Origin of the sequence: Micromonospora sp. DT48, from assembly GCF_049844495.1 — a bacterium.
Taxonomy (GTDB): Bacteria; Actinomycetota; Actinomycetes; order Mycobacteriales; family Micromonosporaceae; genus Micromonospora.
Genome location: NZ_JBNCLE010000025.1, coordinates 30,969 through 57,029, shown reverse-complemented (window position 1 = coordinate 57,029; position 26,061 = coordinate 30,969). Strand labels below are relative to the sequence as shown.

The 26,061-nt window shown below is 68.4% G+C and carries 27 protein-coding genes; 13 read left to right on the top strand and 14 right to left on the bottom strand.

The genetic code is table 11. The annotated features are described in order from the left end of the window. The 3 genes from ACLQ2S_RS24350 to ACLQ2S_RS24340 all read right to left on the bottom strand — a co-directional run. Positions 1-326: transposase (locus ACLQ2S_RS24350; protein WP_425703079.1), on the bottom strand; the 326-nt coding region annotated here is incomplete at its 3' end. A 71-nt stretch (positions 327-397) separates the two neighbouring features. Beyond that, complete coding sequence (locus tag ACLQ2S_RS24345) at positions 398-1,636, bottom strand: SAVED domain-containing protein (protein WP_425703077.1); 1,239 nt, start codon at positions 1,634-1,636, stop codon at positions 398-400. A 306-nt stretch (positions 1,637-1,942) separates the two neighbouring features. Beyond that, on the bottom strand, positions 1,943-2,206 hold the full coding sequence (locus tag ACLQ2S_RS24340; protein ID WP_425703075.1) for a DUF1883 domain-containing protein: 264 nt from the start codon (positions 2,204-2,206) through the stop codon (positions 1,943-1,945). Positions 2,207-2,374: 168 nt separating this feature from the next. On the opposite strand from ACLQ2S_RS24340, the gene ACLQ2S_RS24335 reads away from it, so the two are divergent. Beyond that, complete coding sequence (locus ACLQ2S_RS24335; RefSeq protein ID WP_425703073.1) at positions 2,375-2,785, top strand: hypothetical protein; 411 nt, start codon at positions 2,375-2,377, stop codon at positions 2,783-2,785. A gap of 64 nt (positions 2,786-2,849) precedes the next feature. Here the strand turns inward: ACLQ2S_RS24335 and ACLQ2S_RS24330 are convergent, their stop codons facing one another. The 6 genes from ACLQ2S_RS24330 to ACLQ2S_RS24305 form a co-directional block, all read right to left on the bottom strand. Then, the gene (locus ACLQ2S_RS24330; protein ID WP_425703071.1) at positions 2,850-3,800 is read right to left on the bottom strand and encodes a hypothetical protein; all 951 of its coding nucleotides are present in this window, start codon (positions 3,798-3,800) and stop codon (positions 2,850-2,852) included. Positions 3,801-3,907: 107 nt separating this feature from the next. Continuing rightward, positions 3,908-4,411 (bottom strand): DUF4913 domain-containing protein, encoded by a 504-nt coding sequence (locus ACLQ2S_RS24325; RefSeq protein ID WP_425703069.1) that lies wholly within the window; start codon positions 4,409-4,411, stop codon positions 3,908-3,910. After that, the gene (locus tag ACLQ2S_RS24320) at positions 4,408-5,547 is read right to left on the bottom strand and encodes a hypothetical protein (RefSeq protein WP_425703067.1); all 1,140 of its coding nucleotides are present in this window, start codon (positions 5,545-5,547) and stop codon (positions 4,408-4,410) included. The genes ACLQ2S_RS24325 and ACLQ2S_RS24320 overlap by 4 nt, the downstream gene beginning before the upstream one ends. A 19-nt stretch (positions 5,548-5,566) precedes the next feature. Next, the gene (locus ACLQ2S_RS24315) at positions 5,567-7,006 is read right to left on the bottom strand and encodes a relaxase (protein WP_425703065.1); all 1,440 of its coding nucleotides are present in this window, start codon (positions 7,004-7,006) and stop codon (positions 5,567-5,569) included. Beyond that, entirely contained in the window at positions 7,003-7,428 is a 426-nt protein-coding gene (locus ACLQ2S_RS24310) for a hypothetical protein (RefSeq protein WP_425703063.1), read from the bottom strand. The genes ACLQ2S_RS24315 and ACLQ2S_RS24310 overlap by 4 nt, the downstream gene beginning before the upstream one ends. Positions 7,429-8,037: 609 nt before the next feature. Continuing rightward, complete coding sequence (locus ACLQ2S_RS24305; protein ID WP_425703061.1) at positions 8,038-9,576, bottom strand: ISL3 family transposase; 1,539 nt, start codon at positions 9,574-9,576, stop codon at positions 8,038-8,040. A gap of 770 nt (positions 9,577-10,346) precedes the next feature. Between ACLQ2S_RS24305 and ACLQ2S_RS24300 the strand changes: the two genes are divergently transcribed. Further along, the gene (locus ACLQ2S_RS24300) at positions 10,347-11,417 is read left to right on the top strand and encodes a restriction endonuclease (RefSeq protein WP_425703059.1); all 1,071 of its coding nucleotides are present in this window, start codon (positions 10,347-10,349) and stop codon (positions 11,415-11,417) included. Positions 11,418-12,088: 671 nt separating this feature from the next. Here ACLQ2S_RS24300 and ACLQ2S_RS24295 read toward each other — a convergent pair. The 5 genes from ACLQ2S_RS24295 to ACLQ2S_RS24275 form a co-directional block, all read right to left on the bottom strand. Further along, a complete protein-coding gene (locus ACLQ2S_RS24295) occupies positions 12,089-12,322 on the bottom strand; it encodes a helix-turn-helix domain-containing protein (RefSeq protein ID WP_425703057.1) in 234 nt (77 codons plus the stop codon). Between the two features lie 128 nt (positions 12,323-12,450). Further along, positions 12,451-13,596 (bottom strand): tyrosine-type recombinase/integrase, encoded by a 1,146-nt coding sequence (locus ACLQ2S_RS24290; RefSeq protein WP_425703055.1) that lies wholly within the window; start codon positions 13,594-13,596, stop codon positions 12,451-12,453. 393 nt (positions 13,597-13,989) lie between these two features. After that, a complete protein-coding gene (locus ACLQ2S_RS24285; RefSeq protein WP_425703053.1) occupies positions 13,990-14,316 on the bottom strand; it encodes a hypothetical protein in 327 nt (108 codons plus the stop codon). Between the two features lie 651 nt (positions 14,317-14,967). Next, entirely contained in the window at positions 14,968-15,519 is a 552-nt protein-coding gene (locus ACLQ2S_RS24280) for a cysteine hydrolase (RefSeq protein WP_425703051.1), read from the bottom strand. 4 nt (positions 15,520-15,523) lie between these two features. Beyond that, positions 15,524-16,690 carry a hypothetical protein gene (locus tag ACLQ2S_RS24275; RefSeq protein ID WP_425703049.1) on the bottom strand — a complete coding sequence of 389 codons (1,167 nt, stop codon included), beginning with the start codon at positions 16,688-16,690 and terminating at the stop codon, positions 15,524-15,526. 733 nt (positions 16,691-17,423) lie between these two features. Here ACLQ2S_RS24275 and ACLQ2S_RS24270 point away from each other — a divergent pair. From ACLQ2S_RS24270 to ACLQ2S_RS24220, 11 genes are all read left to right on the top strand, one after another. After that, the gene (locus tag ACLQ2S_RS24270) at positions 17,424-17,672 is read left to right on the top strand and encodes a DUF6284 family protein (protein WP_425703047.1); all 249 of its coding nucleotides are present in this window, start codon (positions 17,424-17,426) and stop codon (positions 17,670-17,672) included. Continuing rightward, complete coding sequence (locus tag ACLQ2S_RS24265) at positions 17,672-18,046, top strand: RRQRL motif-containing zinc-binding protein (protein ID WP_425703045.1); 375 nt, start codon at positions 17,672-17,674, stop codon at positions 18,044-18,046. Before ACLQ2S_RS24270 ends, ACLQ2S_RS24265 begins: the two co-directional genes overlap by 1 nt. Further along, positions 18,043-18,702, top strand: a complete 660-nt coding sequence (locus ACLQ2S_RS24260; RefSeq protein WP_425703043.1) for an NUDIX domain-containing protein — start codon at positions 18,043-18,045, stop codon at positions 18,700-18,702. The genes ACLQ2S_RS24265 and ACLQ2S_RS24260 overlap by 4 nt, the downstream gene beginning before the upstream one ends. A 17-nt stretch (positions 18,703-18,719) precedes the next feature. Beyond that, positions 18,720-19,586, top strand: a complete 867-nt coding sequence (locus ACLQ2S_RS24255; RefSeq protein WP_425703041.1) for an ABC transporter permease — start codon at positions 18,720-18,722, stop codon at positions 19,584-19,586. A 90-nt stretch (positions 19,587-19,676) separates the two neighbouring features. After that, the gene (locus ACLQ2S_RS24250) at positions 19,677-20,144 is read left to right on the top strand and encodes a DUF3307 domain-containing protein (protein WP_425703039.1); all 468 of its coding nucleotides are present in this window, start codon (positions 19,677-19,679) and stop codon (positions 20,142-20,144) included. A gap of 89 nt (positions 20,145-20,233) precedes the next feature. Continuing rightward, positions 20,234-22,363 carry an FtsK/SpoIIIE domain-containing protein gene (locus ACLQ2S_RS24245; protein ID WP_425703037.1) on the top strand — a complete coding sequence of 710 codons (2,130 nt, stop codon included), beginning with the start codon at positions 20,234-20,236 and terminating at the stop codon, positions 22,361-22,363. Positions 22,364-22,552: 189 nt separating this feature from the next. Then, positions 22,553-22,825: a hypothetical protein gene (locus tag ACLQ2S_RS24240; RefSeq protein ID WP_425703035.1), complete on the top strand. Its 273-nt coding sequence runs from the start codon at positions 22,553-22,555 to the stop codon at positions 22,823-22,825. Beyond that, the gene (locus ACLQ2S_RS24235; RefSeq protein ID WP_425703033.1) at positions 22,822-23,106 is read left to right on the top strand and encodes a hypothetical protein; all 285 of its coding nucleotides are present in this window, start codon (positions 22,822-22,824) and stop codon (positions 23,104-23,106) included. Before ACLQ2S_RS24240 ends, ACLQ2S_RS24235 begins: the two co-directional genes overlap by 4 nt. Before the next feature lie 4 nt (positions 23,107-23,110). After that, a complete protein-coding gene (locus ACLQ2S_RS24230) occupies positions 23,111-23,329 on the top strand; it encodes a hypothetical protein (protein ID WP_425703031.1) in 219 nt (72 codons plus the stop codon). 110 nt (positions 23,330-23,439) lie between these two features. Then, the gene (locus ACLQ2S_RS24225) at positions 23,440-24,489 is read left to right on the top strand and encodes a bifunctional DNA primase/polymerase (protein ID WP_425703029.1); all 1,050 of its coding nucleotides are present in this window, start codon (positions 23,440-23,442) and stop codon (positions 24,487-24,489) included. After that, positions 24,486-26,051 (top strand): hypothetical protein, encoded by a 1,566-nt coding sequence (locus tag ACLQ2S_RS24220; RefSeq protein WP_425703027.1) that lies wholly within the window; start codon positions 24,486-24,488, stop codon positions 26,049-26,051. Before ACLQ2S_RS24225 ends, ACLQ2S_RS24220 begins: the two co-directional genes overlap by 4 nt. The last annotated feature ends 10 nt before the right edge of the window (positions 26,052-26,061 follow it).

The window sequence follows — 26,061 nt, the reverse complement described above, 5'->3', positions numbered from 1 at the left end:
GTGGGTTGGATGGTGCGGCCGTGGTGGTCGCGGACGAGGCCGGTGAGCTGGTAGTTCAGTTCGGTGAAGATGCCTTCCTTGCTCCAAGCGGCGAAGTAGCCGTAGACCGTCGCGTGGGGCGGGAAGTCGTGGGGCAGGTAGCGCCAGGCGATGCCGGTGCGGTTGACGTACAGGATGGCGTTGAAGATCTCGCGCAGGTCGTGGGTGGGGGCGCGTCCGCTGACGCCGGCGTCGGTGCGGGCCTGTCGCCAGGCGGTCAGGCGGGGTGCGATCAGGGCCCATCGGGCGTCGGACAGGTCGGACGGATAGGGTCGCCGTGCGGTCATGACTCAGGCGTACGGCGCGAGGACGCGGGCGTGACGGACTTCATGTCCGTCGATGTCGGGGTAAAAGTGAATCAGACACGATCGCGGGGCGGAATGCTCTGATTCCGGTCAGGGCTCAATCGACCGGGATGCGTCCTTTCCCGGTCAGGTCGGGCACCTTCCGCCATCGAGGCCCGAGACGCAAATCGGCCGCTACTCGCGCGAAGATGAAGCAAACGTCCAGTAAGAGCGCGTCCCATCTCAATCGCCGGGGTCAGCGGCGCGGCGGCGACGAGGTGCCACCTGGTTGCTCGGGAGCAGGCCTTCTCGACCTCGGCGAGCAGGTTCCGCCAGCGGTCGGCGAAGTTACACAGCGTGTTGGGGTGCGAAAACAGGCTCGGTCCGAAGCGATCTGCCTCGGGCCGGATCTCGAAGTACGGCATTCCCCGGAGCGCGTCCGGGAGGTTGGCCTTCTGAACCTCGGCGGTAAGTGAGGCGGCGAGCACCACCTCCGTCGCAACGGTGGAGCCGATGGTGGCACTGGTGGAGAAGTCGTGGATAGAAGCGGTGGCGTCCCAACGCCAGCCCTGGTCACCGTCGCGGTGTTTCTGGTAGAGCCGGGTGTCGGTCTTGTCGTCCAGGCGAGAGCCCAGGTAGACCAGCAGCGGGATCGGGGCGATCGCGAAGATGGACAGGTGCTCGACCTCACCGCTGGCAACCGACTGCTCGACGAGCCCGAGCGTGGCGTCGATCTCTTCCTGGGCCGCACGCCAGTAGGTTGAGCGGTTCGGGTCACCGGCGATCTTGCACAGGAAGTCGCCCTGCCAGCGGCTGTCGACCAGGCCAAGGTACCCGTCGGCGAGAAGCGCATCGGCAGTCTGCCGCTGCGAGGCCAGGGCCGTGACTCCGCGGACCAGGCCGCCGACGCGCAGCGCGGCGGTGCGCCGCATCCCGCCGCTCGTTGCAGCTACCCGAATCCGGTCTTCGTGCTCCTTCTTCAGTGCCTGGAGCCGCTCCGTCGTGAAGTATGGCGCGTGTTCTTCATTGTCGATCAGCCGATGGCAGGCGTGGCAGAGAAGCAGGAGATTTTCTTCGGCTTCCCGGTCTGCGATGCCACCGACGAGGCCACGCGGCGAGCCAGCGGTGGCGGTGGCACCGACGTTGTGGGCAAGTTCGCCCACTAACACGCTGTGCAGGTAGGACCGGCTGCCGAGCAGAGTCGTGGAGCACATCACACAGCAACCGGCGGCCCTTGCCCACACGGCGAGCCGGACCGTGTCCTTGATGTCTCCCCGCTTGACCGAGGTGTTCCGGATTTGCTTCGACGCCACGAGTCGGATGGTACGGACAGGGCCCGACAGAACCGGGCGCTCTGTAGAGCCGCCACGATGAGGCAGTTGACGTGTCCAGGCGCGGATTGCCGCACGAGCAGCCGATCCGGGTGGCCGCGTCACACCTAGCCAGACAACCGATGTCGCGCGCCTCTGCAACGCTGCCAGTCAGCACTTCCGGACGGTGCTCGTGTCTACCGGCAAAGCTGCCAGCTGCCGCAGCCTTGCCGGGCTCAAGCGAACGCTCCTGAGACTGTAAGCGATCTCGCCAAGGCAGCGTCACATATAGACGCGGCGCCGCTCACATCAATCGAAGATCTCTTCGTACTTGACCCTGATTCGCCCGTGGTAGCTGTCGACCACCAGGTACCAGTCGTCGTCGTACGGCACCTCGAGGACTACCGGGCTGACGTCGAAGAAGCCGCCGTGATACTCGTACTCATCGCCGTCGAGGTAGGCCTGGTACTCGTCGGCGTCCATCACGCTCACCCGCGCGGACGAGCCGCGCAAATGCACTGCGAGTTGTGTGCCGCCAGCGCAGCCGCCGAGATCGAACCATAGGTGCTCCATAGGCGACTACTAACCGATGACGTGGCATACGTAAAGGTACCCGTCCATCTTCGAACAGGACGCCTGCTCCTGGCCTCGGATCGAAACAAGGAGGTGCAGTCGACGAGGCAGCGAGCAGCGCGGCCGCTCGGGCCAGCTGCTACTGGACGGACAAGGGAGGATGCGACGGTGCGCCACGAGCATCACGTCTTGCACAACCCGCCGTCGTCCACACCGGCCGAGGTACACGCCGCCGTCGACCGCGGCGACCTCTCCGCCGCGACGGACGCCATGGTCGGCACCGCCCTGTACGGCGACGGTGACTGGAGGGAGCTGCAGGAGCTGCATCTTCAGCTGCTCCGACACGAGGACCATCAGGTCAGCGCGCTCGCCGCGACTTGCCTGGGGCATCTCGCGAGGGTCTACCGGCAACTGGACGACCGCCGAGTAGTCGCCGCCCTCCGGGAAGCCCGGTCATTGCCCCACATCAGGGGCACCGCCGACAACGCGCTGGACGACATCCGTCTGTTCCTTCATCCGCGTGGCGCGCGGTGGCGCGGGCGGGTCTGGACGGCCGTCCGTCCCTGGACGTGGATCTGACTTGCACGCCGTAGCGCACCCACCGTATGGCGTGCGAGCGATGCGCGACGGAGCGCCCCGGCGGTCAGCTCTGCTGGTAGTTCACCGCGGCGAACCCGCACGGCTGGTGCAGGTGCAGGTAGTAGGCACCCTCGCCGTACTCGTCAAGGTCTGCGCCGCCGATCAGACCGATGTAGTCCATGGGTTGGCCGCAGCCGGGGCAGTCGGCGTGCTCGGCGTCCTGGATCCAGTCCGGTTGGCCGCCCAGCGTCGAGCCGCCCTGCTCCCACGCGCTGGCCTGATAGGGGCTCTGCCGGGCCTCACCGGGGGCTGGCGTCAGCGCCGGCGGATCCTCCGCCTCCGCTGGGCCCAGGTAGCTCGGGCGGGTGTTGCCGGGCCACCAGACAGTGTCACCGGTCGGCGTCACCTGGCTGTACAGCGTCGTGTAGCAGGCACAAAAGTGGCACGTCTCGATCACCAGCCGACCGGACCAGCCCGTGTGCTTCAGCGCCGCGCCGACCGAGGGGTCCGCGGTATCGAGGTCCGCAGCGGTCCACAGCGGCGACGCGCACCACGGACAGCTGGGACGGTCCGCGCGGCGCGGAGCCTCGCGCATGATCCACCGATACGCGCTGCTACCGCACAGGTTCCGTCGATGGCCGTCCGGGCCGACCGTCCAGCCACCCTCCCGCGCGTAGCTCAGCGCACCGACGTACAGCTTGTCCGCGCCGGCAGGCGGCTGCGTCGACCAGCGACGCAGGGCGCTCTCGGCCAGCGGGTGACCAGAGTGCGCCAGGATGAGCAGTAGATGATTCAGCCGGTCCGGCGTTCGGCCGCCGTCGATGCGCTCGACGACGCGGTTGACCAGGCTGGCGTCCGCCGCCCGGTACAACGTCGCCGGCCATAACACGTCCCCGTCGAGCAGGGAACCGAGGTACGGCGTCAGCCTTGCCGGGTCGGTGTCCGCGATGGTGGACAGCTCCTCGATCGCGTCGTCGTCCCCGACGGCAACCTTGCTGATCAACTCCTCGATCACGAGGAGATGCTAGCCACGTCGACCAGAAGGCTCGCGCGACGGACCAGGCAGGGGCGTCACCCCATACGGGGGGCTACACGCACCCATCTCCCCGACGGGTGTCAGTCCTACCAGCTCCACCACTCCGCTGGCGCAGGCTCGGCCGGCATTTCGGGGGACGAGTGGTGCCGCGCCTCCCCGAGGTCGCCGGTCACGGTGCAGTTGCGGAACGGACCGTCGTCGCCGTACAGGATGGGCAGTTGGTGGTCGAGCTCTCTCAGCCAGGGGAGCATTCCGGTCATCTGCAGCCGGGCCTGCTCCCAGCCGTACCAGAGGGCGGTCAGCCGGGTGACCGCCTCGTCGTGGCGCCACCATTGCTGGCACCAGTGCCACCGGGTCATGCCGACCTCGCCCATCGGGCGAGGAAAGGTCGGCAGCAGGTACGTGGTCACCCACTCCTCGACCGTCGAGTACAGCGGCGGCTGATCCTCTCCATCAGCAGCGTGGACGCGTTCGGCATGGGCCTGCTGGAGGTCGATGACCTGTGCCGTCAGTCTCGCCACCTCGGCAGCGAGCTCGTCGAGTCGGGTAGCCGCGTCGTTGGGGGCCTGCTGGGACGTGGTGGCGGTCATCGCGATCGTCCGCGCATCGGCACTGCGGTCGCTGCCGCAGGTTGCTTGGAGGCGAGCGCCGCGTCGACCTGGGCTACGCGAAGCTTCGGGAAGGCCTGGACCCACGCGGGCGTCGCGAGCTTGTCAGCGTGGTGGACGGCGGCTGCGGTGGCGTCGGTGTGATCAGCACCGTCGTCGTGCGCCACGCTCGCCGCCTGCCCGACTGCGTGCTCGTCGGCCACGGTACGAGGATCGTCCAACGCTCCGCCCTCCCGGGCTCCCTCACCGCGTTCAGCAGCAGCTTTGCCTTGCAGATCACGGGCTAAGGCCTCCTCCACGTGACTCTGCGCGAGTCGGATCCCTTCGACCGAGCGTCCGCCAGCGTCGCCGGCCCGGATCGCCTGGTTCATCTCGGCGGCGAGGTCACGTAGGAGCTGCACGGGTTCACCCGCGGGGAGTTTGCCGGTGGCACGCCACTGGCGCTGTAGCTCGTCGAGAGCTTCGGGCAGTACGTGCGCGGCTAGTTTTATAGCCTCCTGGCGGACAGCGGCGTCGAAGTCGTCGACCCGCCCTCGGCCACCCGGTGGCAGCGCGGACGGCCCGTCCTGGCTAATCCCCGCCCGGTCCGGTGTGCCGCCGTGAGCGCGAGCGCCGTGGTGGCGGTGGCCGGCCCGGGCATCGCGCTCCCACACCTCCCGGGCGGCGGCACGCATGGCCTCAGGGATCGGCGTGCCGGCCTGTCGATGGCGTTCGTAGGCGGCCATCAGGTCCGGGCGGAACTGGCGCAGTCGTTGCTCGGCGAACTCTGCTGCCCGGCGGGCGACCGGGTCGGTGCCAGCGTGGATCGTCGCGGTCCTCCAGACGGCGGCGGCCTCGGCGAAGGTGGCCTTGTTGACCAGCCAGTGGCCGTCCAGTGCCGCTGCCATTCGCTCGCGGTCCGCGCGCACCTCGGCTGCCAGTCGGTCGGCTTCCCGTCGAGCCGCCGCGGCCGCCTGGTCACCTTGGGCTCGGCGTTCCCGTTGGGCGGCCTTGTTCTGGATACCGACGGCGGCCCAGCGGGCACCTGCCTCGCCGACGGTCGCCATCGTTGCCAGCCCTTGCAGGAACTGCTGGCGGGTCTCGGCCATCGGGTCCTCGTGTTGCTGCGGGTGCGGCACGCGCACCTCCCTTGGCTGCTCAGCGGCCGCGCGCAGTGCGTCGGCCGCCTCCCACTATCGGTTCAGACGTGGGCGTGACGGTTAGCGGCAGCGTTACCGCTGGTTGCCGGCCTCCCGCTACCGCCCGCAGCGCATGGGCGGCGACTCGGGCTGCCTCGGCCTGGTGGAGCCGCTGCTGGGCCGTCCGCAACTGCTCGAGAGCGTCCGCCAGGCGGGCCAGGTCCATCACCAGCGCGAGCGAGGCGATCGCGTCGTCGTCGCCGGAGATGCGGCCCATCAGCGCTACCAGCCGCGACATGGCGCGCATCTCCTGGGAGCGGCTGGTGGAACGACGGACCCGCCCGTACAGATCCCGGGCCGCCCGATCGAAGACCTCAGCGGCCCGGTGCAGCGGCCCGCGCCGGTCACCCTCCATCGCGTACGCCAGGCTGGTGAGCAGGTCCGCCGCGGCAACCGCGGAGGCCTGCGCCCGTCCGGGTTCAGTACCGGCGGCACGGCGGATGTCGTCGGCGGCCGCAGTTGCCACCTTGGCGGCCTGGCGCATCGCCTCGACACGCTCGTGGCGGCCAGCCTTCGGTGCCGTTGGTGGCGGTCGAGGAATGCCCCAGCGCAGCCGCAGCTTGGGCAAGGTCATGTCAGGCGCCAACCGGCCCCCGCCGAAGTACACGGGCTGTCCGCTGGCAGTACGGGCGCCTGGAAGGGCAACCGCGTATCCGGTGATCATCTTGGCGTCGGTGCTGCTGCGCCTGAGCCGGACCAGCACTCCTGCCTCACGTAGCCCGGCGAAGAACTCCTCCTCCGAGCTGGCTGCCGCCACTGCCCTACGTACCCGGCGGCGTAGCTCATCCCGGGGGGTGTGAGCGCGGCCGGTGCGGCGGGCCTTGCTGACCTCGACGGGGTGGGGCCGGCGGTGAGCGGTGCGGTCAGCCGGCGGGACCCGACGGTGCAGGTTGTAGCGGCGCGCGACGTTGTAGGTGGCCTTGACGCAGCGCGGGTAGTCGTTGCGCATCCAATTGGTTCGCCCGTCCTCGCGCACCAGCGTGGCGACGATGTGCACGTGGTCGTCGGCATGGCGCATGGCGATCCAGCGCAGGCCCGGATCGGTAGCGGTAGTGGCGATCCCCACCTCGGTGAGCATCTGCACGGCCATGTTCGCCCAAGTCGAGTCACTGATGGTGCGGTGCCGGTCCTCGGGCGCGAGCCGCATGCTGGCGTGCCAGACGAACTTGGTCGGTGGTCGGTCGCCAGCACGGACCGGTTGCTCGAGCAATGCCGTCAGGGCCCGCAAGTCCCGCTTGCCGCTGGCGGTGACCTTCGGCTCCAGGTCCGTCAATGGACCCGCGCCGTCCCACGCCGCGACCAGGCGGGGGCTGGTGTGCTCCTCCGCCTTGCCGGGGCCCCAGAGATAGCGCAGTAGCCCGCCGACCCGTGAACCACGCCGGTGTACTCGGGTGATCACCGCAGCTTCCTGTCGATCGCAGAGATCACCTCGTCGAGCCGGACCAGGGCGGTCGTGCACAGCCGGACGGCTTCGGCGGCCCAGTCGGGCAGCCGGCCGTTGGCGTTGAAGGCCGCGGCGGCCTGATTTACGTTGTTGCCGAACATCGCTACCGCCCGACGGGCGGCGAACAGCTCGTGTTGCAGGTCGCGCAGGTCATCGTTCACACCGCCGGGCGCCTGGCCGGCAGACGCGGCGGCGACGGCGGCCTTCGCCGCGTAGCCCGTTGGAGTCAGCTGTGCGGCCGCGGCCGCCGCCTCGATCGCGGCCTTCTCCTCGTCGGAGAGCCGGAGCAGCACCGCATGCGGGCGGGCCGGTCGATTGTGCGCACGGTGCCGCGCCTTCCGGGGCCAGGCGGGCTGATCGCTGTCCATCGCCGCCACAATGCACTTCGGGCGTTGCCGGTTACGTGACCATGCGGGGCTACCAGCATCGGCCGGACTAATGCCGTACGGGGCACGCCCGGTCCGTACGACTGAACGGCGCCCGATCCGCCGTCTCCGCCCACACCCCTCCAGTCAGGTAAGACCTCGACGTGGATCAGTGGTGCGGGGCCTTCCGTCGTGGCCCTGGAGTCACAAGCCGGCGCTCACCCGACCCGCCGGCGTCGTTGCGGCTCCCGGCGAGCGCCGCGGGCGTGATTCGGGACCAAGCCGACCCGCACCGCAGCCGCGCAGCGGCGAGGAGCGGAAGCGGCGCGGTAGTAGGGATTGTCCGGCTGCCTTCACGGCGGCGACGTGCACCAGGCTGAGGCTCAGGTGGCCTCGTTCATCCGTACCCAACCTGATCACGTTCTCCCGTACGCCGACGCCGGCACGGCCTCGCCTCCATTGCCGATCTGCGACCGCGCCCGGTCGCAGATCGATAAGCAATGGCCATATCTTGCTCCGCGCCTCGTCTGTTCGCTCAGACGCGATTACGCGACGGTTGTCGGCTCCGCCTGAAAACTGGATCTGGATCTGGCCCATTTTCCGTGATCTGGATTGACCCTGTCAGGCCAGCAGGATCCGCTTGCGGAGCAGGTCGAGGTTTGCGCGGCCGTACATCTGTCGTTTGAGCATTTTGATTCGGTTGACGTGGCCTTCGACGACGCCGGAGCTGTGGGGCAGGGTCAGGCCGTTGAGGACGGCGTCGTGGTCGCGGCGTAGGCCGGCGATGAAGGAGTGCAGGTCGGGCTGGTCGTCGGCGGCCACGGAGGTGATCCAGGCGTTGAGGCGGTGCCCATGGCGGTTGGTGAGGATCTCCGCGAAGGCTTTGACGTGGTCGGCGAGGGTGTTCAGGTGGCGGCATGCGGCGCGGATCTCGGCGAGGCCGGTGCGGTCGGCGGGGTGCAGTGTGTCGGGGTGGCGTAGCAGCCAGGCGGTGATCCGGCGGACTTTCGGTAGCCGCGGTCGGGCTGGTGGTGGTGTGGCGGCGGTTCGTAGGGGTTGCAGGTAGGTGCGCAGGGTGGTGGCGCTGCCGCGGTAGCCGCGGCCGCGGATCTCGGTGAACAGTTCGGTGGCGTTGGTGACCCCGTCGGCGAGGCGTTGGTGTAGGTAGTCGAGGTGGTCGTCGAGGATGCTGGGCCGGCCGGCTCGGGGTTTGGCCAGGAGTTCGTCGACGGTGGTGGCGCGGGCGAAGCGGCGGACGGTGCCTCGGGCTAGGCCGAGTCGTCGGGTGATCTCCCGGATGGTGTGTCCCTTGGCGAGCAGGGCTTGGACCTGCTGGTAGCGGCGTCGGGTTCGCGGCACGAGCAGTCCCTGCTCCGCCCGGTCGGCGAGGGCGTCGACCGAGAGTTGGTGCAGGTCCGCCGCGGCCGTCGACGCCGGCTGCGCTCTCGGTGTGTTCAGGCAGCGGTAGTGGCGGGCGACGGTTTTCTCGACGTGTTCGGCGAGGTTGTGCCACAGGTGCCACCGGTCGGCGACCTGAACGGCCTGCGGGGCGCCGATGCGGGCGCCTTCGGCGTAGGCGTTGGCGCGGTCCCGGCAGATGACCTGCACGGTCGGGTGTCGTCCGAGCCAGCCGGCGAGGGTGGCTGCTTCGCGGTCGGGTAGGACGTCAACCGGCCGGCGGCTATCGACGTCGACCAGCACCGTCGCATACCGGTGGCCTCGGCGGAGAGCGAAGTCATCCACGCCCACGGCGGTGAGCGTCCCGACCGGTGGATCCGGCAGGGCTCGAACCAACCTCAGGACAGTGTTTCGGCTGGTCACCAGGCCGAGTCGGTCGGCCATCCGGGCGCCAGCTCGGCCAGCAAGGGCCAACCCGATCTTCTCCAGCGTCTGACGAAGCAGTGGGCTGCGCCGGGTGTATCGGCCGGTCAACCCGGTGACTTGCTCGGCGAACGTGCGGACCGGGCAGCGCGCCGCGTCGCAGAAGAACCGACGGACCCGCAGCCGGATCTCCACCGGCTGTCCCGCGACCGCCGCGTCGCTGAGCCGACGCTCGTAGCGGCTGTGAACCCGCCGGGCCCGGCGACCACAACCAGCACAAGCCGCCCGACGAGCACGCGCACGAGCCCAAATCCGCAGGCCAGAGGCCTGCCGTTCCACTCGCTCGACCACGACAGGCGCCAGATGAGGCAGAAGCGAAACAAGATCAGCCGATCGCACGAGTCACCCTACACAGTGGACCCCGCCCCGATCCGGGTCACTCTCGATCACGGAAAGTGGGCCAGATCCAAGGTTGAGCCGGTGTTGACAACGGTCAGTATCCCGTCCGGATGAACCTGGCAACGTCCGGCTTTGGAAGGCACCAGCGTGGCACCTGTCCAGACATCAATCCAGGGTCGCGCCATCTTTCATGACCCAGTGTCTTCCGCTCGCTGTCCACCCCCGGGGCACTCCTCGGGCGGGGCGTAGGCACGAATGGTGCCGTTGTGCCGCGCAGCTCTTCCGTCAGCGGTGAGGGCTACGAGGCGTTTACAGACGGGGCACCGGCCCAGCTGGTGCTGCGAGCGCTGAGTCACCTTGCCTCCCCAGGTAGGTCGTGGCACGTCTTCAGTTTCATCCGCCGAGCCATGCCGCCCAACGTTATCGATCGCGGGTCGGAAGCGGGCTGACCACGTGAGGTGCGAGATCCGCCCGGGCGACGGCGGGCGATACATCCAGGCGAACCTGGCGCCATCGTGGGTTGTGACCCAGGCCATTGCCAGGTTCGGCCGGACGAGACACAGCCGGTGCGACAGCTCGACTTGGAAGAACGACGGCGTCCGGTGGCGCACGGGCCCGTGCAGCCCGACGGCTGAAACGAGTGCCGCCAAGCCGTTCGGCGCAGAAGAGGTGTGTCGACGCGCGTCCCCTGAGGTAGGAGGATGCACGGCATGGCGAAGGCGTGGGTGATTCGGTCCGGCAGGCATGGTGAGCGCGACCAGTGGGCTCTGGCTAATGGTTTCTCGGGCGGTGGTTGGCGCGAGGTTCCTGACCTGACCGCCTGCGCTGGCCGTGAGGACGTTGCGAAGGTCGTTGAGGCGACGTGGCCGGGTGCCTCCGTAGGCAAGCGGCACAACTTCACCGGGCAGCTATGGGCGATGCGGTCCCGCATCCGTCCTGGCGACTTACTAGTCATGCCACTGAAGACAACGAAACAGATCGCTTTCGGACGGGTCACCGGGGGCTACCAGTACCGTGCCGAGGAAGCAGAGGCCGATCGCCGCCATGTTCTTACTGTCGACTGGCAGCGGACCGACTTGCCGCGCGCTGCGGTCAAGCAGGACTTGCTGTTCACGCTCGGCAGTGCGATGTCCATTTTTGCCCCAAGCAAGAACAACGCGATCGCACGGCTAGAGCACCTGCTCACGCAGGGCAGCGATCCAGGGAACGCCGCCCTGAACGGCACCACAGCCAAGATTGCCTCGATCAGCCCAGCCAGCGACACCGCCGCACAGACCGACGTCGACGACCCGGAATTGGCCGCCGACATCGAGCAGGTCGCCCTCGATCAAATCACCGCACGCGTTGCTGAGGAATTTGCTGGTCATGACCTGGCAACCCTCGTGACCGCGATCCTCACCGCAGAGGGCTTCCAGTGCACGATGGCACCCCCTGGCCCAGACGGCGGTATCGACATCACGGCCGGACGTGGCCCGCTTGGTCTCGACAGCCCTCGGCTTCTCGTCCAGGTCAAGTCAGGGTCGCAGATTGGGGCGCCGATAGTCACTCAACTGCACGGAGTTATGACGACCAACGGCGCCGAGCAGGGCCTGCTCGTTGCCTGGGGCGGCCTGACAAGACCAGCACGCGACGCACTGAAGAACCAGCGTTTGCGGGTACGAGTGTGGGAGGCAGGTGACGTTGTCGACGCCGTCTTGCGCACATATGACCGGTTGCCGGAGGAGATGCGCACCCAAGTACCACTACGTAGGGTATGGATGCTCTCCGACGCTGGCCTTTGAGCTAGGCCGCTCGATCGAAGCGGACGTACGACTGACGAGAGGGAGAGCGTTTCGGAGTCGTATGCGAAGATCAAGTGCAACGCTTCAGGCAGCGCAGGGCACGGGCCTCCGTCCCTGGTAGCACGCTGGCTATGGCGCGCAGGCAGTAGGTAAAATTTTCGGTCAGCCGCTCACCGAGAGCAGGTGGCATGAAGTCACGACGCGTGAACCTCACATCAGGCGGGCTGACGTCCGACCTGCGCCCTATCCGCGATCCTCTGGGCGATCGGTCCTCCCGCAGACCTCTGCCCACCCGAGAGAAGGCCATCCGGAACCGCTTGAACGCTGACCTGACGAACCTCGTCGCGGCGATGCGCGCCGGTAGAGAGCCAATCGCATGGGAGCTGTTACGGGAGGCGAGAGCTCTGGTTGCTCGGCTTCCACGGAACTCGTGTGAAAGTGAACGCCGCAAGATCAACGCGGCCGCCCTTGTTCTCCGCTCCCCCGTCTGGCGCCAGGAAGCTGCTGCTATAAGGCACGGCAAGAGGTAAATGGCCAACTACGTGGCGTCGTCATCGCTGACGTTTGCGGAGGTCCGGAGTGCACCGCCAGCGGTAGTCGGATGGCAGCGACCGACTGCGGCCGACGGAGACCAGTGTGCTCGAGCTCAGAGGCCCGGTCACGTAGACCGGCTACTCGACGGCAAGGAGATTAATGATCGCCTGCACGGGGACAAGGTACCGCCGGCCGACGCGCAGGAGACGCACCGGGAACTCGTTGGTCCTGGCGAGGGCGTATGCCTTGGTGCGGCCGATGCCGAGGATCGCTGCAGCGGTCTCCACATCGGTCGTGACCCCGAGGTCACGGACCGCCTCAATCGTCCAAATCTGGCCCGCCTTGCGCCCGCCAGTCGTGGTAGTCGACATCGTCCGCACACCTCCCGCAATCGTGAGTACGCCGGTACCGGCGTAATCTTCACGTTGCAGGCGACCCCTTGCCTGCTGCGTTGCCGAACGTGATCAAACGTCAGCAGAGCGGGTGTTACCAGCCGGGGCTACGCCGCAGGTGACCAGGTCGCTGCGTCTCCAAGCACCGCTTCCATCAGCTCCGCGGCCCGACGCTCGCTCTCCGGCAGCACGTGGGTGTAGACCTCCCGCGTCGTCCGGCTGTCAGCGTGACCAAGCCGCCGCTGCATCACGTGCTCGGGAACACCGGCGTCAGCGCCGGTGGTAGCGGAGGTATGCCGCGCGTCATGCAGCGCGATCACCGGGACGCCGGCGTCGGCGCACGCCTTCGCCCACTGATCGGTGAAGTACTTCGGGTAGTACGGCTCCCCATCCTCGCGGCAGAACAGGTAACCGCCGTCGTGGTACAGCACCCCGGCGTCGGCCTTCTCCACCGCCTGGCGCTCTCGGTGGGCGAGCAACTCCGCTACCAGGGCCGGCCCGAGCGCTACCGCCCGCTTGCTCTTGCCCTTTGGCGCCTTCTCCACCACCCCGTTGCTGGTTGTGGTGCGTTGCCAGTGCAGCAGCAGCACGCCGCGGTCGAGCTCGACGCGCGGCCACTTGAGACCGGCCAGCTCCCCTCTCCTGGTGCCGACGACGATCGCCAGCACCCACGCGGCACGGAGCCGGTGATCGGCGTGGTACTTGAGGAACTTCGCCGACTGCGCCGGCGTCCAGACGCCCTTGCGCCCCATCGTCTCCCGCTCAACCTGCCGCGGCTGCCGTACACCGTCGACGTTGACCCCCAGGTCGCCCAGTGCCTTCATCATGATCCGGTGCACGATGCGGACGGTGGTCGGCGACAGCGGCCCGCCGTTCTTGCCGCCACTCTTCAGCAGCTTCTTGTAGAGGTCGTGGATGAGCCGCTTGTCGAGGGCGTAGAGCTGCCGTCCGCCGATGTGCGGGACCACGTAGCAGCGGATGACATCCCGGTAGTTGCTGAGGGTCGTCTCCTGGACGTCCAACTCGCGCTCGTTGAGCCAGCTCTCCAGCTCCGCGGCGATGCTGCCGTCGGCGCCGAGGTCCGCCCCGCCGTAGGCAGCGCGCGCCTGCTCCTCCGCCTTCAGGGCAGCGGCCTGGTTGGGGAACCCCTGCCGCTTGTGCTGGCGACGACGCCCGTTGGCGTCGGGCGGGAGGTCGATGATGAAGAACCAGCGGGTCTGACCGTTGGCAAGGCGGTAGTTGTAGACAGCCATCGGGCTGCACCTCCGCAGTAACGGGATCGGGGGGCACAGCCCACGCTAAGCGATCTCCGTTACTGCCAGCGTTACCGCAAGATCACAGACGATCTTCTATATCCGCTGGTGAATACCAGTCGGGACGGCCGGATTCGAACCGACGACCCCTTGACCCCCAGGACGCTTCGCCACACGTCCACGCACGTCATACACGCTATTCCCAAGATCAGGCCGTGCGGTCAACGCCGTGCCGCGCACCATCGCGCACGACGTGTGGTCCCCACCTGGTCCCCAGGCGCTGACACGCTTGGCAACCGCAGTACGCGGATCAGGAAGTGTAGAGGTGTACGGATGACCGTATGACCGGCCGGCGTTGAACCATCTGGTCCGGTCCCTGAGCGCCGTCGTGTTCTACTTCATCGGAAATAGCCATGCCAGAATAGCCACCACTAGCGCAATAAAAGCTATCGCGACCGCGTTAAATTGATGATCTCCATACCTAAAGCGATGCCAATTGCGGCGAGCGGATTGCGCGGATGATTTGCGAGCGTCCCTGAGTCTCATCCTCGCATTCACGCGAACTAGCGGGCGAAGGCGAACAGCACTCGCGGAAATAGCTTCAAACGCGACGAGCGACACCACGAATGGAATGATGCCGATAGCGATAGCAACAGCGAAGGACAAGACAACTTCTCCATCGTCCTTCATCTCGGGAATAAGGTTATACACGAGAGGCATTGCCCAAGAGTAATAGGCCACCGTAGGCAGAAATGCGAAAATCGCTAGAATCATTCGGAGAGCGGATTGAGATGCACGGGGGGCCATAAGCTTCCCCACCAGAACTCGGAAGCTCTCGGGAAGTTCTTCGCCTGGACCTTCGAATGCAAGCGTAGCCCCTGTTGAAAATCGCCTAACGCCCCCCACAACAAAAAGTCACCTCGCCCTCCTTCGTCCTGATGCGCGCCCGCAAGTCGGTCACTCTTCCTCGCGGCCCAGCCAACACTAAACCCTTTAACGAGTCGGCCCGATAGAAAATGCGGACGTCGGCATTGATCCTCTGCCTTGATTTCATTCGGGGAAAGGTTCGGATGTCTTGGTCGCTGCACGTCCATTCTGCCCATTCTCCAGGGCCGACCAGATTCGCAAACCACAACAAATCCCGCAACTTGAACCGAGCGGCCGATAGGGAGACTTTCGCCGACACGGTTTTGACCGCAAAAGATTTATCCACAACACCCCCTAGAATCGCGGGCTCACTGTCATTACATTGGACTTGCTTGCTCGATAACTGAGGTAAGGGCACGAGACAGAATCAGGAAGAACAGCCAGCACCAAACCGAGGAGCAGCCTTGACGGCCATATCGCCCCGCTAGGCTGGCTGCGCGGTGACTACGGTGACAGGTTGGTGAGCACGGCAGGGATGTCAGCTAGCCGGATCACCTGACCAGGGCCGATGAAACGTCGCGCGACCAGCAGTCCTGCGTCGTGCGCTTCCGTGCCCGCGTGGCTCGCCGATGCATCCGCGATCAACCATGGGGTGAAGTCGTGTTCGAACGCGTCGACGGCCCCCTTCAAGACGCAGCTTTCGGTAGCGATCCCGCAGATGTAGAACTCTTCCCATCCGCGCTGTTTGAATAGCGCGATTCCCTCTGGGGTGAACGGGCTGTAGATTCTCTTGTCCAGCGTCACGCCCTGATCTACGTACGGGCGCAACTCAGGCACGAAGTCAATGTCTGGGGAAGACTGGAGCCGTTGCCAGCCAAAGAAGCGCTCGAAAGGGCTGCCAGGATAGTTCAGATATCGAGTAAAAAGCGTATCGCCGCCGGCTGCCTGCCAGCGGTGCACCAGGTCGACAACGACAGGAACGATGTGCGCCGACTGCTCGCGCACGAAGCCGTTTTGCATGTCGGTCACGACAAGTACCGGGCGACCCGATGTCATTGGCTTAACCTCGATCCGTATCACGGAGGGTTTCGATGGCTTGGTCTAGTGCCGGCATTAGATCACACGTCCGTAGAATTGCGCGACGCATCGCTTGGTGCTGTCCGGTCTCCCGCAGTCGGGAAACAGTGAGTCGGGAGCGTACTCCACGAAGGTAGCGCCATCCATATTCCGACGGCACCCGTGGGTCTTGCCCTTGCTCTACCTGACGGGCGATTGCGTCGCAGTATGCCCACATGGATTGAATCGCAAGCTCACAAGAAGTCATCTCGGCTTCCGTCAAGGAACGCTCAGCCGAGATCGGGTGGTACACGACGCCGGACCATGAGGCGTAGCCCGCCGAAATACCACGTACGCCGAATGACTCGATGCCTACGTGGTCATACGCCTCAGAGAGCAACGACTGTTCAATCAGCTCAGCATGTGCCAGATGTTCGTCATCCATGGCACGGTTTCGGTGCAGCAGCACCTTTGGCGTCGACATAATGCGTAGCGCAGTCTCCAACAACTCAGCCGGCCACGCTGGCTCAACAACCCAATGAGCACCTAGGACGTACACCGCAGATTCATCCTCGACCGGCGCGACGGGCGCGAGGTAGTCGATGGCCCACTTGATGTTGTCGCCATACGACACCGCCCGCCATGCGGCGAGCGCCGCAATCGTGGACAACTGCACCGGCTCGACAAGGTGGAAGACCACCGACCCGCACGGCCAGACGTACAGGGTGCAGTCGCCTTCCGGGTGCTCGACGGGTGCCGAGTAGCAGGTGTGCCACTCCCCCACGGCTGGCGCGCAGCCTGCAATCCCCCGTAGAGGGGCGGCCCCCTCAGCGCCGACGAACGCCGTCACGAACTTGTGGGATCGTGCCGTGAAATGTGGCCGGTCCTCAGTGCCGCCGGTCAGTTCGCCGAACAGGTCGTGGGGCGTTGCGTCGTACGCCAGGCAGTAGAGCTGCCGGTAGATGGGGTCGGTGACCGCTACGCGCCCGGTCTCGTGCCGGTACATCGCCTTTTCGATGGCCTCGACGGTGGGCGTCTCGCGGATGCCGCGCTGTTGGCCGACGCGGTGCAGCTCCCGCGCAGCGCGCTTGCGCGACTCCCAACCGACCGCCTTCCGGCGGTTGACCAGCACAAGGTTCGGCTTGTACTGCCGTGGGACCTCAGTGGACATAGGTCGTGTCCTTCGTGTCCGTGCGTAGGACCTGCCCGGATCGCTGCTCGGCGGGCAGTCTCATTGGCAGGCGAGCAAGGTGCCGCCGCAGACGGGAGCCGAGGACAGGAGGCACCAGATGATCCGACCTAGCCGGTGGAGCCTCTACGCGGCCTCTCGGCCTGCCACTTCCGGATGGTCTCGGGCTGCCACGCCGGAGACCGGCCGAACATTCGGTCAGGCGCGGGAGCCTGCCCGCGTGAGACGTAGGAAGCCCAGGTTGCGCGACTGATCGGGGCACCTACCGAAGCCAAGTAGGTGCGTACGTGGTCCGTCGTCCACCAGTCGGCGGGCAGGTCTGCATCAGTCATCAGTACAAGCCTACGCGGTACAGGTGCTTGCACGAATACAACGTGGCGTTGTAGCGTCACGAATACAACGCCAAGTTGTACCGGCCGGATGGCTCGGGGAACCACGGCACGCCGTTGCCGCACGCCCATGAGACGCCGGATCAGGCCGTTCATTGAGAACTCCACAGCGACAGGAATGAGCACGCGAGACGCCGCCGAGCGGCATCCCTGCCTTGAACCACCTGGTGGTCGACCCCGGTAGGTCCCGGGCGAGCAGGGCGAGCAGCGCGGATATCGCGTGCCGCACCACCTCGGATCCGAGCCGCCGACGACTGCCGACCGGTGGCCGTCATCGGCCCGGCTCCGAGGTTTCCCCGCTGTTGCGACCTGTACCGGAGGTTCCCGTGAGCAAGCACCTCGTTGCCGTCACCGCCGAGCCGACCGCCGCCGACCTGGCCGCGATCGATACCGAGTGGCCGCTGATCGCCGCCGAGCTGGACAAGCTGGACGCCGAGATCACCCTCATCTACGCCGAGGACCACGGCGGACCCTCGCCGCTGGACTGGCGCAGGCTGCGCCGGGCTGAGGCCCGCGTGACCCGCGCCGCCGCCGACCTCGCCGACCGCAGCACCGACCCGCAGCGCGCGGCCTGATGTCCCGCATCCGCGCCGCCTACTACGACCCCGAGGGGACGCGGTACGGCATTCCGACGTTCTGGTGGCGCGGCGCACCGCCGGGCTACGCCACCCGCCGCCAACTGCGCGCCGCCGGCCTGCGCCCCGGTGGCCAACCGATCGCCGCGCAGATCCTCTGGCGCGGTGTCGGTGGCACCCGCACCGCCTACCTGTACCGCCTCGATTTGGCCCGGCCGAAGCGCACCGCCACCCCCGCGCAACTGCGCGCGATCCACGCGGCGTTGACCGCCCGTCGCACCTGCCCGACCTGCGGCACGGTGCGCCCGTACTGCATCCCGCGCTCGCTCGGCGAGTGCGTCGACTGCGCCTATCCCCAGGAGGCCGCCGCATGACCCGCACCTACACCCACCCATCCGTTCTGGACGGCATCGCCGCCGGAGCGCCGTGGGCCGACCCGCTCATGGACCCGACCCGCATCGACTGGACCGCCCGCCGGGCCGCCGCCGCGATCCCGTTCCCGCTCGTGGACGGGCGACCGGTCAACCCGTACGCGCCGACCGGTATCCGCTACGGCCGCAACGAACTCGGCCATTGGGGCGAGCAGCAGTGCGCTGACGCGATCGTCACCGCCACCGTCCACGGTCGCCGCTGGCTCCTGCTGATCGAACGCAGCGACGGACACGGATGGGCGCTGCCCGGCGGCTACGTCGACCCCGGCGAAGACCCCACCGCCGCCGCCTACCGCGAACTGGCCGAGGAAACCGGCCTGACCGTGCACCGCACCGACGCGCACGTCACCCTGCCGCCCCGGTACGTCCCCGACCCCCGCGCCAGCGATGAGGCATGGATGGTCACCACCCCCGTGCACATCGACGCCGGCCGCGCCTTCCGCACGCTGCCCGCCGTGACCGGCCGCGACGACGCCCGCCGTGCCGCCTGGATCCCCGCCGCCGACTACGCCTGCCTGATCCGCCACCTCGCCGACACCCACGACGGGCAGGTGTTCGCCGCGCACCGCGACCTACTCGCCGACTTCCTCAACCACTGACCGGGAGGACACCCGCGATGACTGCCCCCACGATCAACGGCACGAAGTACCCGCAACCCGTCGACGCGCTGATGCCGGTCGCTCGTGCCCTGGAACTGCCGGACGGGCAGGAGTTCCCGTCCCGCAACCGGCTGATGCGCGAGTTCCGCATCGGCGCACCGAAGGCAGACGAACTGCTCGCCCGACTGCGGGCCGAGCACGCCGACCGGACCCGCACCGACACCCTTCGGACCGCAATGGCCGTCCGGGGTGCCCTGCTGGCACCAAACACCGACACCGACACGCCGGCCGCGCCCCGGCTGGACTACGCCGAGCCGATCGGCCCGGACCCGGCACCGACGCCGGTCGTGCCCGAGCACGCGCCGCCGCCCGCCGAGCCGGTGAAGATCCCGCCCGTCACGCCGCCCGCCGAGCTGGGCACGGTCGGTCACCCGGACACGCCCACCCCGGCAGCGCCGGTCCGGTCGGCGGTGGTGTGGCCGGTGATCCTGCTGGCGCTGCCGGCGTTCGTGGCGATCTGGTCCGGGTGGGTCGGACTCGGCGGACTCACCGGGTTCGGGGTGGTGCACCCGCTACCCGGTATCGCCGACGGGTTTGCCATCAACACAGCGATCACCCTGCCCATCGGCGTCGAAACCTACGGCGCGTACGCCCTCTACGTCTGGCTGTCCGGCCGCGTACCCGAGCGGGCACGCCGGTTCGCAAAGTGGTCGGCTATCGCGTCGCTGCTCGTCGGCGCGCTCGGTCAGGTCGCCTATCACCTGCTGGTCGCGGCCGGTGTCGAGTCGGCCCCGTGGTGGATCACCACCGCCGTGGCGTGTCTGCCAGTGGCGGTGCTCGGCATGGGTGCCTCGCTGGCGCACCTCGTTCGCTCGCACGACTAGTTCCGCCCGGCAGCGCAGCACGGTTCCTAGGCCAAGAGCTGCGCTGCCGGCCTCAACCCTCAACCCTCACGGACCTTGGGAGAGACACCCATGCTCGCAGACCCCACCGGTTCCCGCGCGGCCGTGTTCGCGGCCGTGTTCGTCGCCCTCTACGCCGCCCACCAGGTCGCCGATCACTGGGTCCAGACCCAGCACCAGGCCGACTGCAAGGGCCAGCCCGGCTGGACCGGCCGCCTCGCCTGCGCCGCGCACGTAGCCACCTACACCGGCACGGCGGTGCTGGCGTTGGTGTTCCTAATCGCCGGCACCGGCCTCCGCCTAGACCCGGCCGGCGTCACGGTCGGGCTCGGCATCTCCGCCGTGACGCACTACATCGCTGACCGGCGCACCCCGCTGCGATGGATCGCTGAGCAGACCGGCAGCGCCGCGTTCTACCGGCTCGGCACACCCCGGCCCGGCCGTGACGACAACCCGAGTTTGGGCACCGGCGCGTACGCCCTCGATCAGTCGTGGCACGTCGGGTGGCTGTTCATCGCCGCCCTGTTCTGCGCCATCTAGCACCGCCCGGCGGCACGGCCCCTGGCTACCAACCTGCGCCGTGCCGCCGGCCCCTTACCGATCTCCCGACCGTTGGAGGAACCCCCATCATGACCAGCGATCCCATCACCAACCCTGCCGGGTCGCCGCCGGATGAGAAGGCGGCCCGGATTGTGGATCTGGCGCAGCGGCGGGCGGACCGTGCCGCCGCCGCGCAGGGCTTGTCCGCCGCCGACGCGGCCGACGCCGAAACCGTCGCCCCGGAACCGGTCCTGACCGGCGAGGTAGTCGACCCGCCCGACCGCCGTCCCGACCTGGCTGAGCTGCTGGACCGCCGTGGCGGGCCGATGCTGCCGCTGTGGCTGACCGACCCCGGTCAGCGGCGAGACATGATGCGGCGCGCGGTCAACGCCGCCGGCTACCACGTCGGCACGCATGTGGTGCTGTCGCCGGTCTACGTGGGCAAGGTCGCCTGGTACGCGCCCAAGGGCGCGGCTCGCCTGATCGGCCGCGTGTTGGGCTGGACCAGCGCTGAGGCGGGAAACTGGCATCTGCGGCAGGACGCCGCGAACCGTAACGACCCGAAGACGTGGCTTGACCTGGACCGGCACCGGATGCGGCAGGCGTCCTGGCGGTGGTGGGTCACCGGGGCAGGCACCCTGGCCACCGGGACCGGCGGCCTGGTGCTGGCGTCGGACATCACCCCGTGGTGGGTGAAGTTTCCGGTTCTGGCCGCCGGGCTGGTCGGGCTGGCCCGTTACGGACGGCCCATGGACAAGCCGATCCTGGCCCGCACGGTCGTGCGGCCGGTCTACCGGAAGCTGACGGCAGAGCTGACCCGCAAGGGCATCATGGCCACCGGCCTGGTCAAACGACCGGAAGACATCGTGTTCCCCGCCGGAGTGGGCGAGATCCGCCGCGACGGACCCGGCTACCTGGCCATCGTGGATCTGCCTGATGGGGTGATCGCGGTGGACGTGGTGGAGGAACGCGACAAGCTGGCCGGTGGGCTGCGCCTGCCGATGGATCAGGTGTGGCCGGAGGTCATGCCCCGTGAGCACCCGTCCCGGCTGGCGTTGTGGGTGGCCGACCGGCCCGTCTCGGCGATGAAGCAACCGCCCTGGCCGCTGCTGCGCGGTGGGCAGACGGACTACTTCAAGCCGTTCGTGTACGGGTTCGACCCGCGTATGCGGCCGGTCGATTACCGCATGGACGAGCGCAACAGCCTGTTCGCCGGCTTCCCCGGCTCCGGTAAGTCCCTGTCCGCCCGGGTGATCCTCGCGGGTATGGCGCTGGATCCGCTGGTGCAGTTCGCCGTGTTCGACCTGGCCGGACGCGGTGACTTCGACGCCTTCGAACCCCTGTGCCCGCCGGAACTGTTCGGGTCCGGGGCGGACGAGGGGACAAAGCAAAACGCTTACCGGATGCTGATGTGGCTGCTCAAGGAGTGCGACGTGCGCGGCCCACGCATCAAGCACTACGCCACCCAGGGACTCAACACGGAGAACAAGCTCAACCGGGCGATTGCCGCCAAGGACGCCCGGCTGCGGCCGATCGTCGCCGCGATCGATGAGGTCCAGGAACTCATCACCGATCCGGAGATCGGCAAGTCCGCCGCCGCCGCGATGACCAGCATCATCAAACGCGGCCGGGCACTGGGTATCCACATGGTGCTGATGACTCAGCGCATCGACAAGGAGTCCCTGCCCAAGGGCGTCACGTCCAACATCGCCAACCGCACCTGCCTCGCCGTGCCGTCGCACGTTGAGACGGATCTGGCGTTGGGCACCGGCGCGTACCGGCAGGGTGCCCGGCCCACGCAGTTCGAGATCGGCGTGGACGCCGGGTGGGGTGTGCGGGTCGGTTACGGGCCGATGACCGCCGTGCGCGCCGCCTACCTCGACCGGGCCGCCGTAGAGAAGGTCTGCGCGCGGGGCGTGGCGCTGCGCGGCGGCATAACCGGCCCGGCCGACGTACCGACAGTGCGGGACGTGCTGGACGACCTTCGGGCGGTGTGGGTGCCGTCCGAGCGTGGCCAGCATTGGGACACCCTCGCCGGCCGGCTGGCCGACCGGTTCCCTGAGGCGTACTCCGCGGTGACCCCGGAAGCACTGTCCGCGCTGGTGCGGGCCAAGGGCGTGGAGTCACGCAACGTGAAATCCGGTGGGGCGACCCGCAAAGGCGCGTACCTCGCCGACATCACCACCGCCGCCCAGCGACGCGACGGCGACGGCGGCTGAACGCCGGTAGCGGGGCGGGTAGCGAACCGATGAGGGGTAGCGGCACCGCTACCCCGGCCGCTACCCGCCCCACCAGCACCGATCTTCACCGGTAGCGGTAGCGGCGTACCCCGCCTACCGCCGGTAACCCCCCGTTTGGAGCCTCCAGTGACCCCCATCGTGGCCGCTACCAGCACAAACATGCCCGGAATGTCCGTAGTCTGGTTCGCCGGAATTGCCCTAACCGTGGCTGTCGGTTACGCCGCCGCCTGCTACGTCCGGCCGTTCACTGCCTGTCACCGCTGCAAGGGCACCGGCACCGCCCCGCTCCGCCTGTGGGAGCGGCTACGCCGCCGCATCACCCACCCCCGCGCGCTACGCGGACGGCCCGACTGCCGCCGCTGCTCGGGCACCGGACTGCGGCTGCGCATCGGTCGCCGCGCCGTCAACCACATCCGCCGCATCCGGCGGGCTGGCCGGTGACACGCCGGCCACCCGGTCACACCGACTGGTGCGGCCGGGACCACCGCTGCAACCTCGGCGAACACCGCTCTGAGGAAATCGTGGTCGACATCTCCGGCCACGCCCGCGCCGTCCTGGTACGGGTGCGGAGCGCCGCCGGCCGCGACCACGCCGAAATCCGTGTCCGGGTCGCCCTCGCCCCCGCCGAGCTGGCCGCCCGCCGTCAGTTGGTCGGCCTACTCGGCGACCTGCGGCACGCCGTCACCCGCGCCGCGATCGCCGCCCGGCCCCGGCCCAGGTGAGCCGATGGCCGCGCGGTGGCTTGCCGCGAGTGCGGCGCTCGGCCGACCGGTGACCGATGCCGAGCCCTACCCGCACATCTGCGGGCAACGAGTCGACGGCACGGACACCCGCAGCGGACGTCCGGCCTACCTGCAACGCCGCGACTGCGCCGCCTGCGCACAAGAGCATCACCAGCGCCGCACGGCCCGGTCCTCGCGCCCGGCGCGGCCGATGGCCGCCTGATAACCGATACCGGCGCGCTTCGCGCGCTCACTACCCGGTGGCCAGGGTTCGTCCTGCCCGGCCATCGATGCGCCGCCGCCGACATCACCTGAACGGAAGGAGAGTTCGTCGTGCCCTCTGTCGATCTGTTGACCGCTGCGCTTGCCTATGCGGCGCGTGGCTGGCGCATCTTCCCGCTACGCCCTGACCGCCCGGATGCCACCGACCCCGATGAGGCGAAGCGGCCGGCGTTTCCGAACCGGTGCACCGCCGAACGCTGCGACCAGACGGACCTGCGCTGCCAGGCTGCGGGACGGCATGTGGGGTGGGAGGAACGCGCCACCACTGACCCGGCCCGTATCCGCCGCGCGTGGTCGACCCGCCCCTATGGGGTGGGTATCGCGTGCGGCCCGTCCGGGCTGGTCGTGGTCGACCTCGACGTGCCGAAGCATCCGGGTGACGTGCCGCCGCCGGAGTGGGCCGGGGTGTGCGACGGACGCGACGTGTTCGCCGTCCTCGCCGGCCGGCACGGCACCCCAACCAACTGGGTTGCCGGGTTCGGTCCAGACGACACCGCGCCGCCTGGGGTTGACCACACCTACACGGTCCTCACGCCCAGCGGCGGCACGCACCTTTATTACCGGCACCCGGCCGGGGGGCCGCTGCTACGAAACACGACCAGCGATCGGGGACGCGGGTTGGGGTGGAAGGTCGACACCCGCGCGCACGGCGGTTACGTCGTGGCCGCCGGCAGCACCGTCACCGGCCGCCCGTACCTGGTGGCGTTGGACTGCGAACCCGCGCCGCTGCCGGCGTGGATCGCCACCGCGACCGCCCCGGCGGAGCGTCCGGCGTACCGGCCGACTGCGGTGGCGCTGCCACCGGACCGGCGCGGCCGGTACATCGCTGCGGCGATCCGCCGCCAGATCGACCACCTCGGCCGAGCCGCCGAGGGCACCCGCAACCACGCCCTGTTCCTCTCCGCCGTGGCGCTCGGTCAACTGGTCGCCGGAGGTGCCTTGACCGACGCCGACGTGTACGCGGTGCTGGAACCGGCCGCCCGGTCCCTGCCCGGCCGCCGGCCCCTGACCGACCGGGAGATTGCCCGCACCATCGCCTCTGGGCTGCGCGTCGGCGCACGACAGCCGCGCCGGCTGACCGACCTCGGGAGGGCCGCATGAGCGAGCGTCGCCGCCTCCAGGTCGGCTCCGGCCCGGAAACCATCCGCACGCTCAAGGCCGCGCTGGTCGACGGGCTCTTGCCCGACACGTACGTCTCGGCCGGCCGGCTGGTGCACATGGAAGCCGTGTCCGGTGGCCTGGCAACCGCCGCCGATGAAGACTCGCCACTGCCGGTGTCGGCCAGCATGGTCAACCCCGCCGGGCTGGCCGGGCTACTCGCCGAACACGCCTACGTATACCGGCTCAAGACCCGCAAGAGCGACAGCGGCGACCCGGAGATGTTCGAAGACGAGGTAACCCCACCTCGGGACATCCTGTCCTCGGTGCTAGCCGGAAAGACGTGGCCGGGCGTGCCGCCGCTGCGCGGGATCATCGGCGCTCCGGTGCTGCGCCGCGACGGCACCCTGTTGCAGCAACCCGGCTACGACCCGGCCACCGGCCTCTACCTCGCCTCCAAGGTCGCCCTGCCACCCGTGCCCGACAAGCCCACCCCGCAGCAGGTAGCCAACGCGCGCACGTTCCTACTCGACCGGTTCTTGCGGGACTTCCCATGGGCATCCGCTGCGGACCGGGCCAACTATGTGGCGCTGCTGGCCACGCCGATCCTGCGGCACTTCACCCGCTCCCTGACCCCGTTCGCGCTGATCGACGCCACCATGCCGTCATCGGGCAAGACGATCCTGACCGCCGGGCCGGGAATGCTCTACGGGCAGCGCGTCATGACCTGGGCGTACTCCGATGAGGAACTACGCAAGTCCATCACCGCCGTGCTCGCCGAACAGGTCGGCGTGGTCATCTGGGACAACCTCGCCGAGGGAACCGTCATCGACTCCGCCGTGCTCGCCCAACTCGTCACCTCCGGCGTCTGGTCGGACCGGCAGTTGGGCGCGTCCCGCAACGTCGCCACGGTCAACGACCGGCTGTGGATGGCCACCGGCAACAACCTGCAAGTCGGCGGAGACATGGCCTCCCGCACCGTCCGCGTCCGTCTCGACCCCGACATGCCCCGACCCGAGCTGCGCGACCAACGCGGGTTCGGCATCCCGCACCTCGACCAGTGGATCACCGATCCCGCGAACCAACTCACCGTGCTGTGGCATCTGCTCGTGCTGGTGCTCGACTGGACCCGACAGGGTGCGCCCCGGGTTACCGGGTTGTCGATGCGGCAGTTCACCCCGTGGGCGCAAGCCCTCGGCGGATTCCTGGCGCATCACGGCATCGACGGGTTCCTCACCAACGCCGCCGACATCCGCGAGATCGATGAAGACGAAACGCGCTGGCGCGCGTTCCTCACCTGCTGGCACGACCGCCACGGCAACCGCCCCATGACCGCCGCCGAACTCCGCCAAGACGGCGAACCGATGCATCTGGGCAGCGACGTGAACGACCCGTGGGACGGGCAGTTCATCACCACCCACAACGGCAGGCTTCCCAACCCGCTGCAACTCGGCCGGCTCCTCACCGGTCAAGCCGGGCGGTGGCGTGGTCACCACGTCATCCGCGCCGGCCGTAACGATCGGGGCGACCGGTCCGTGTTCTGGGTCGAGCAGCACCAGGGGTGAAACCCGCTGA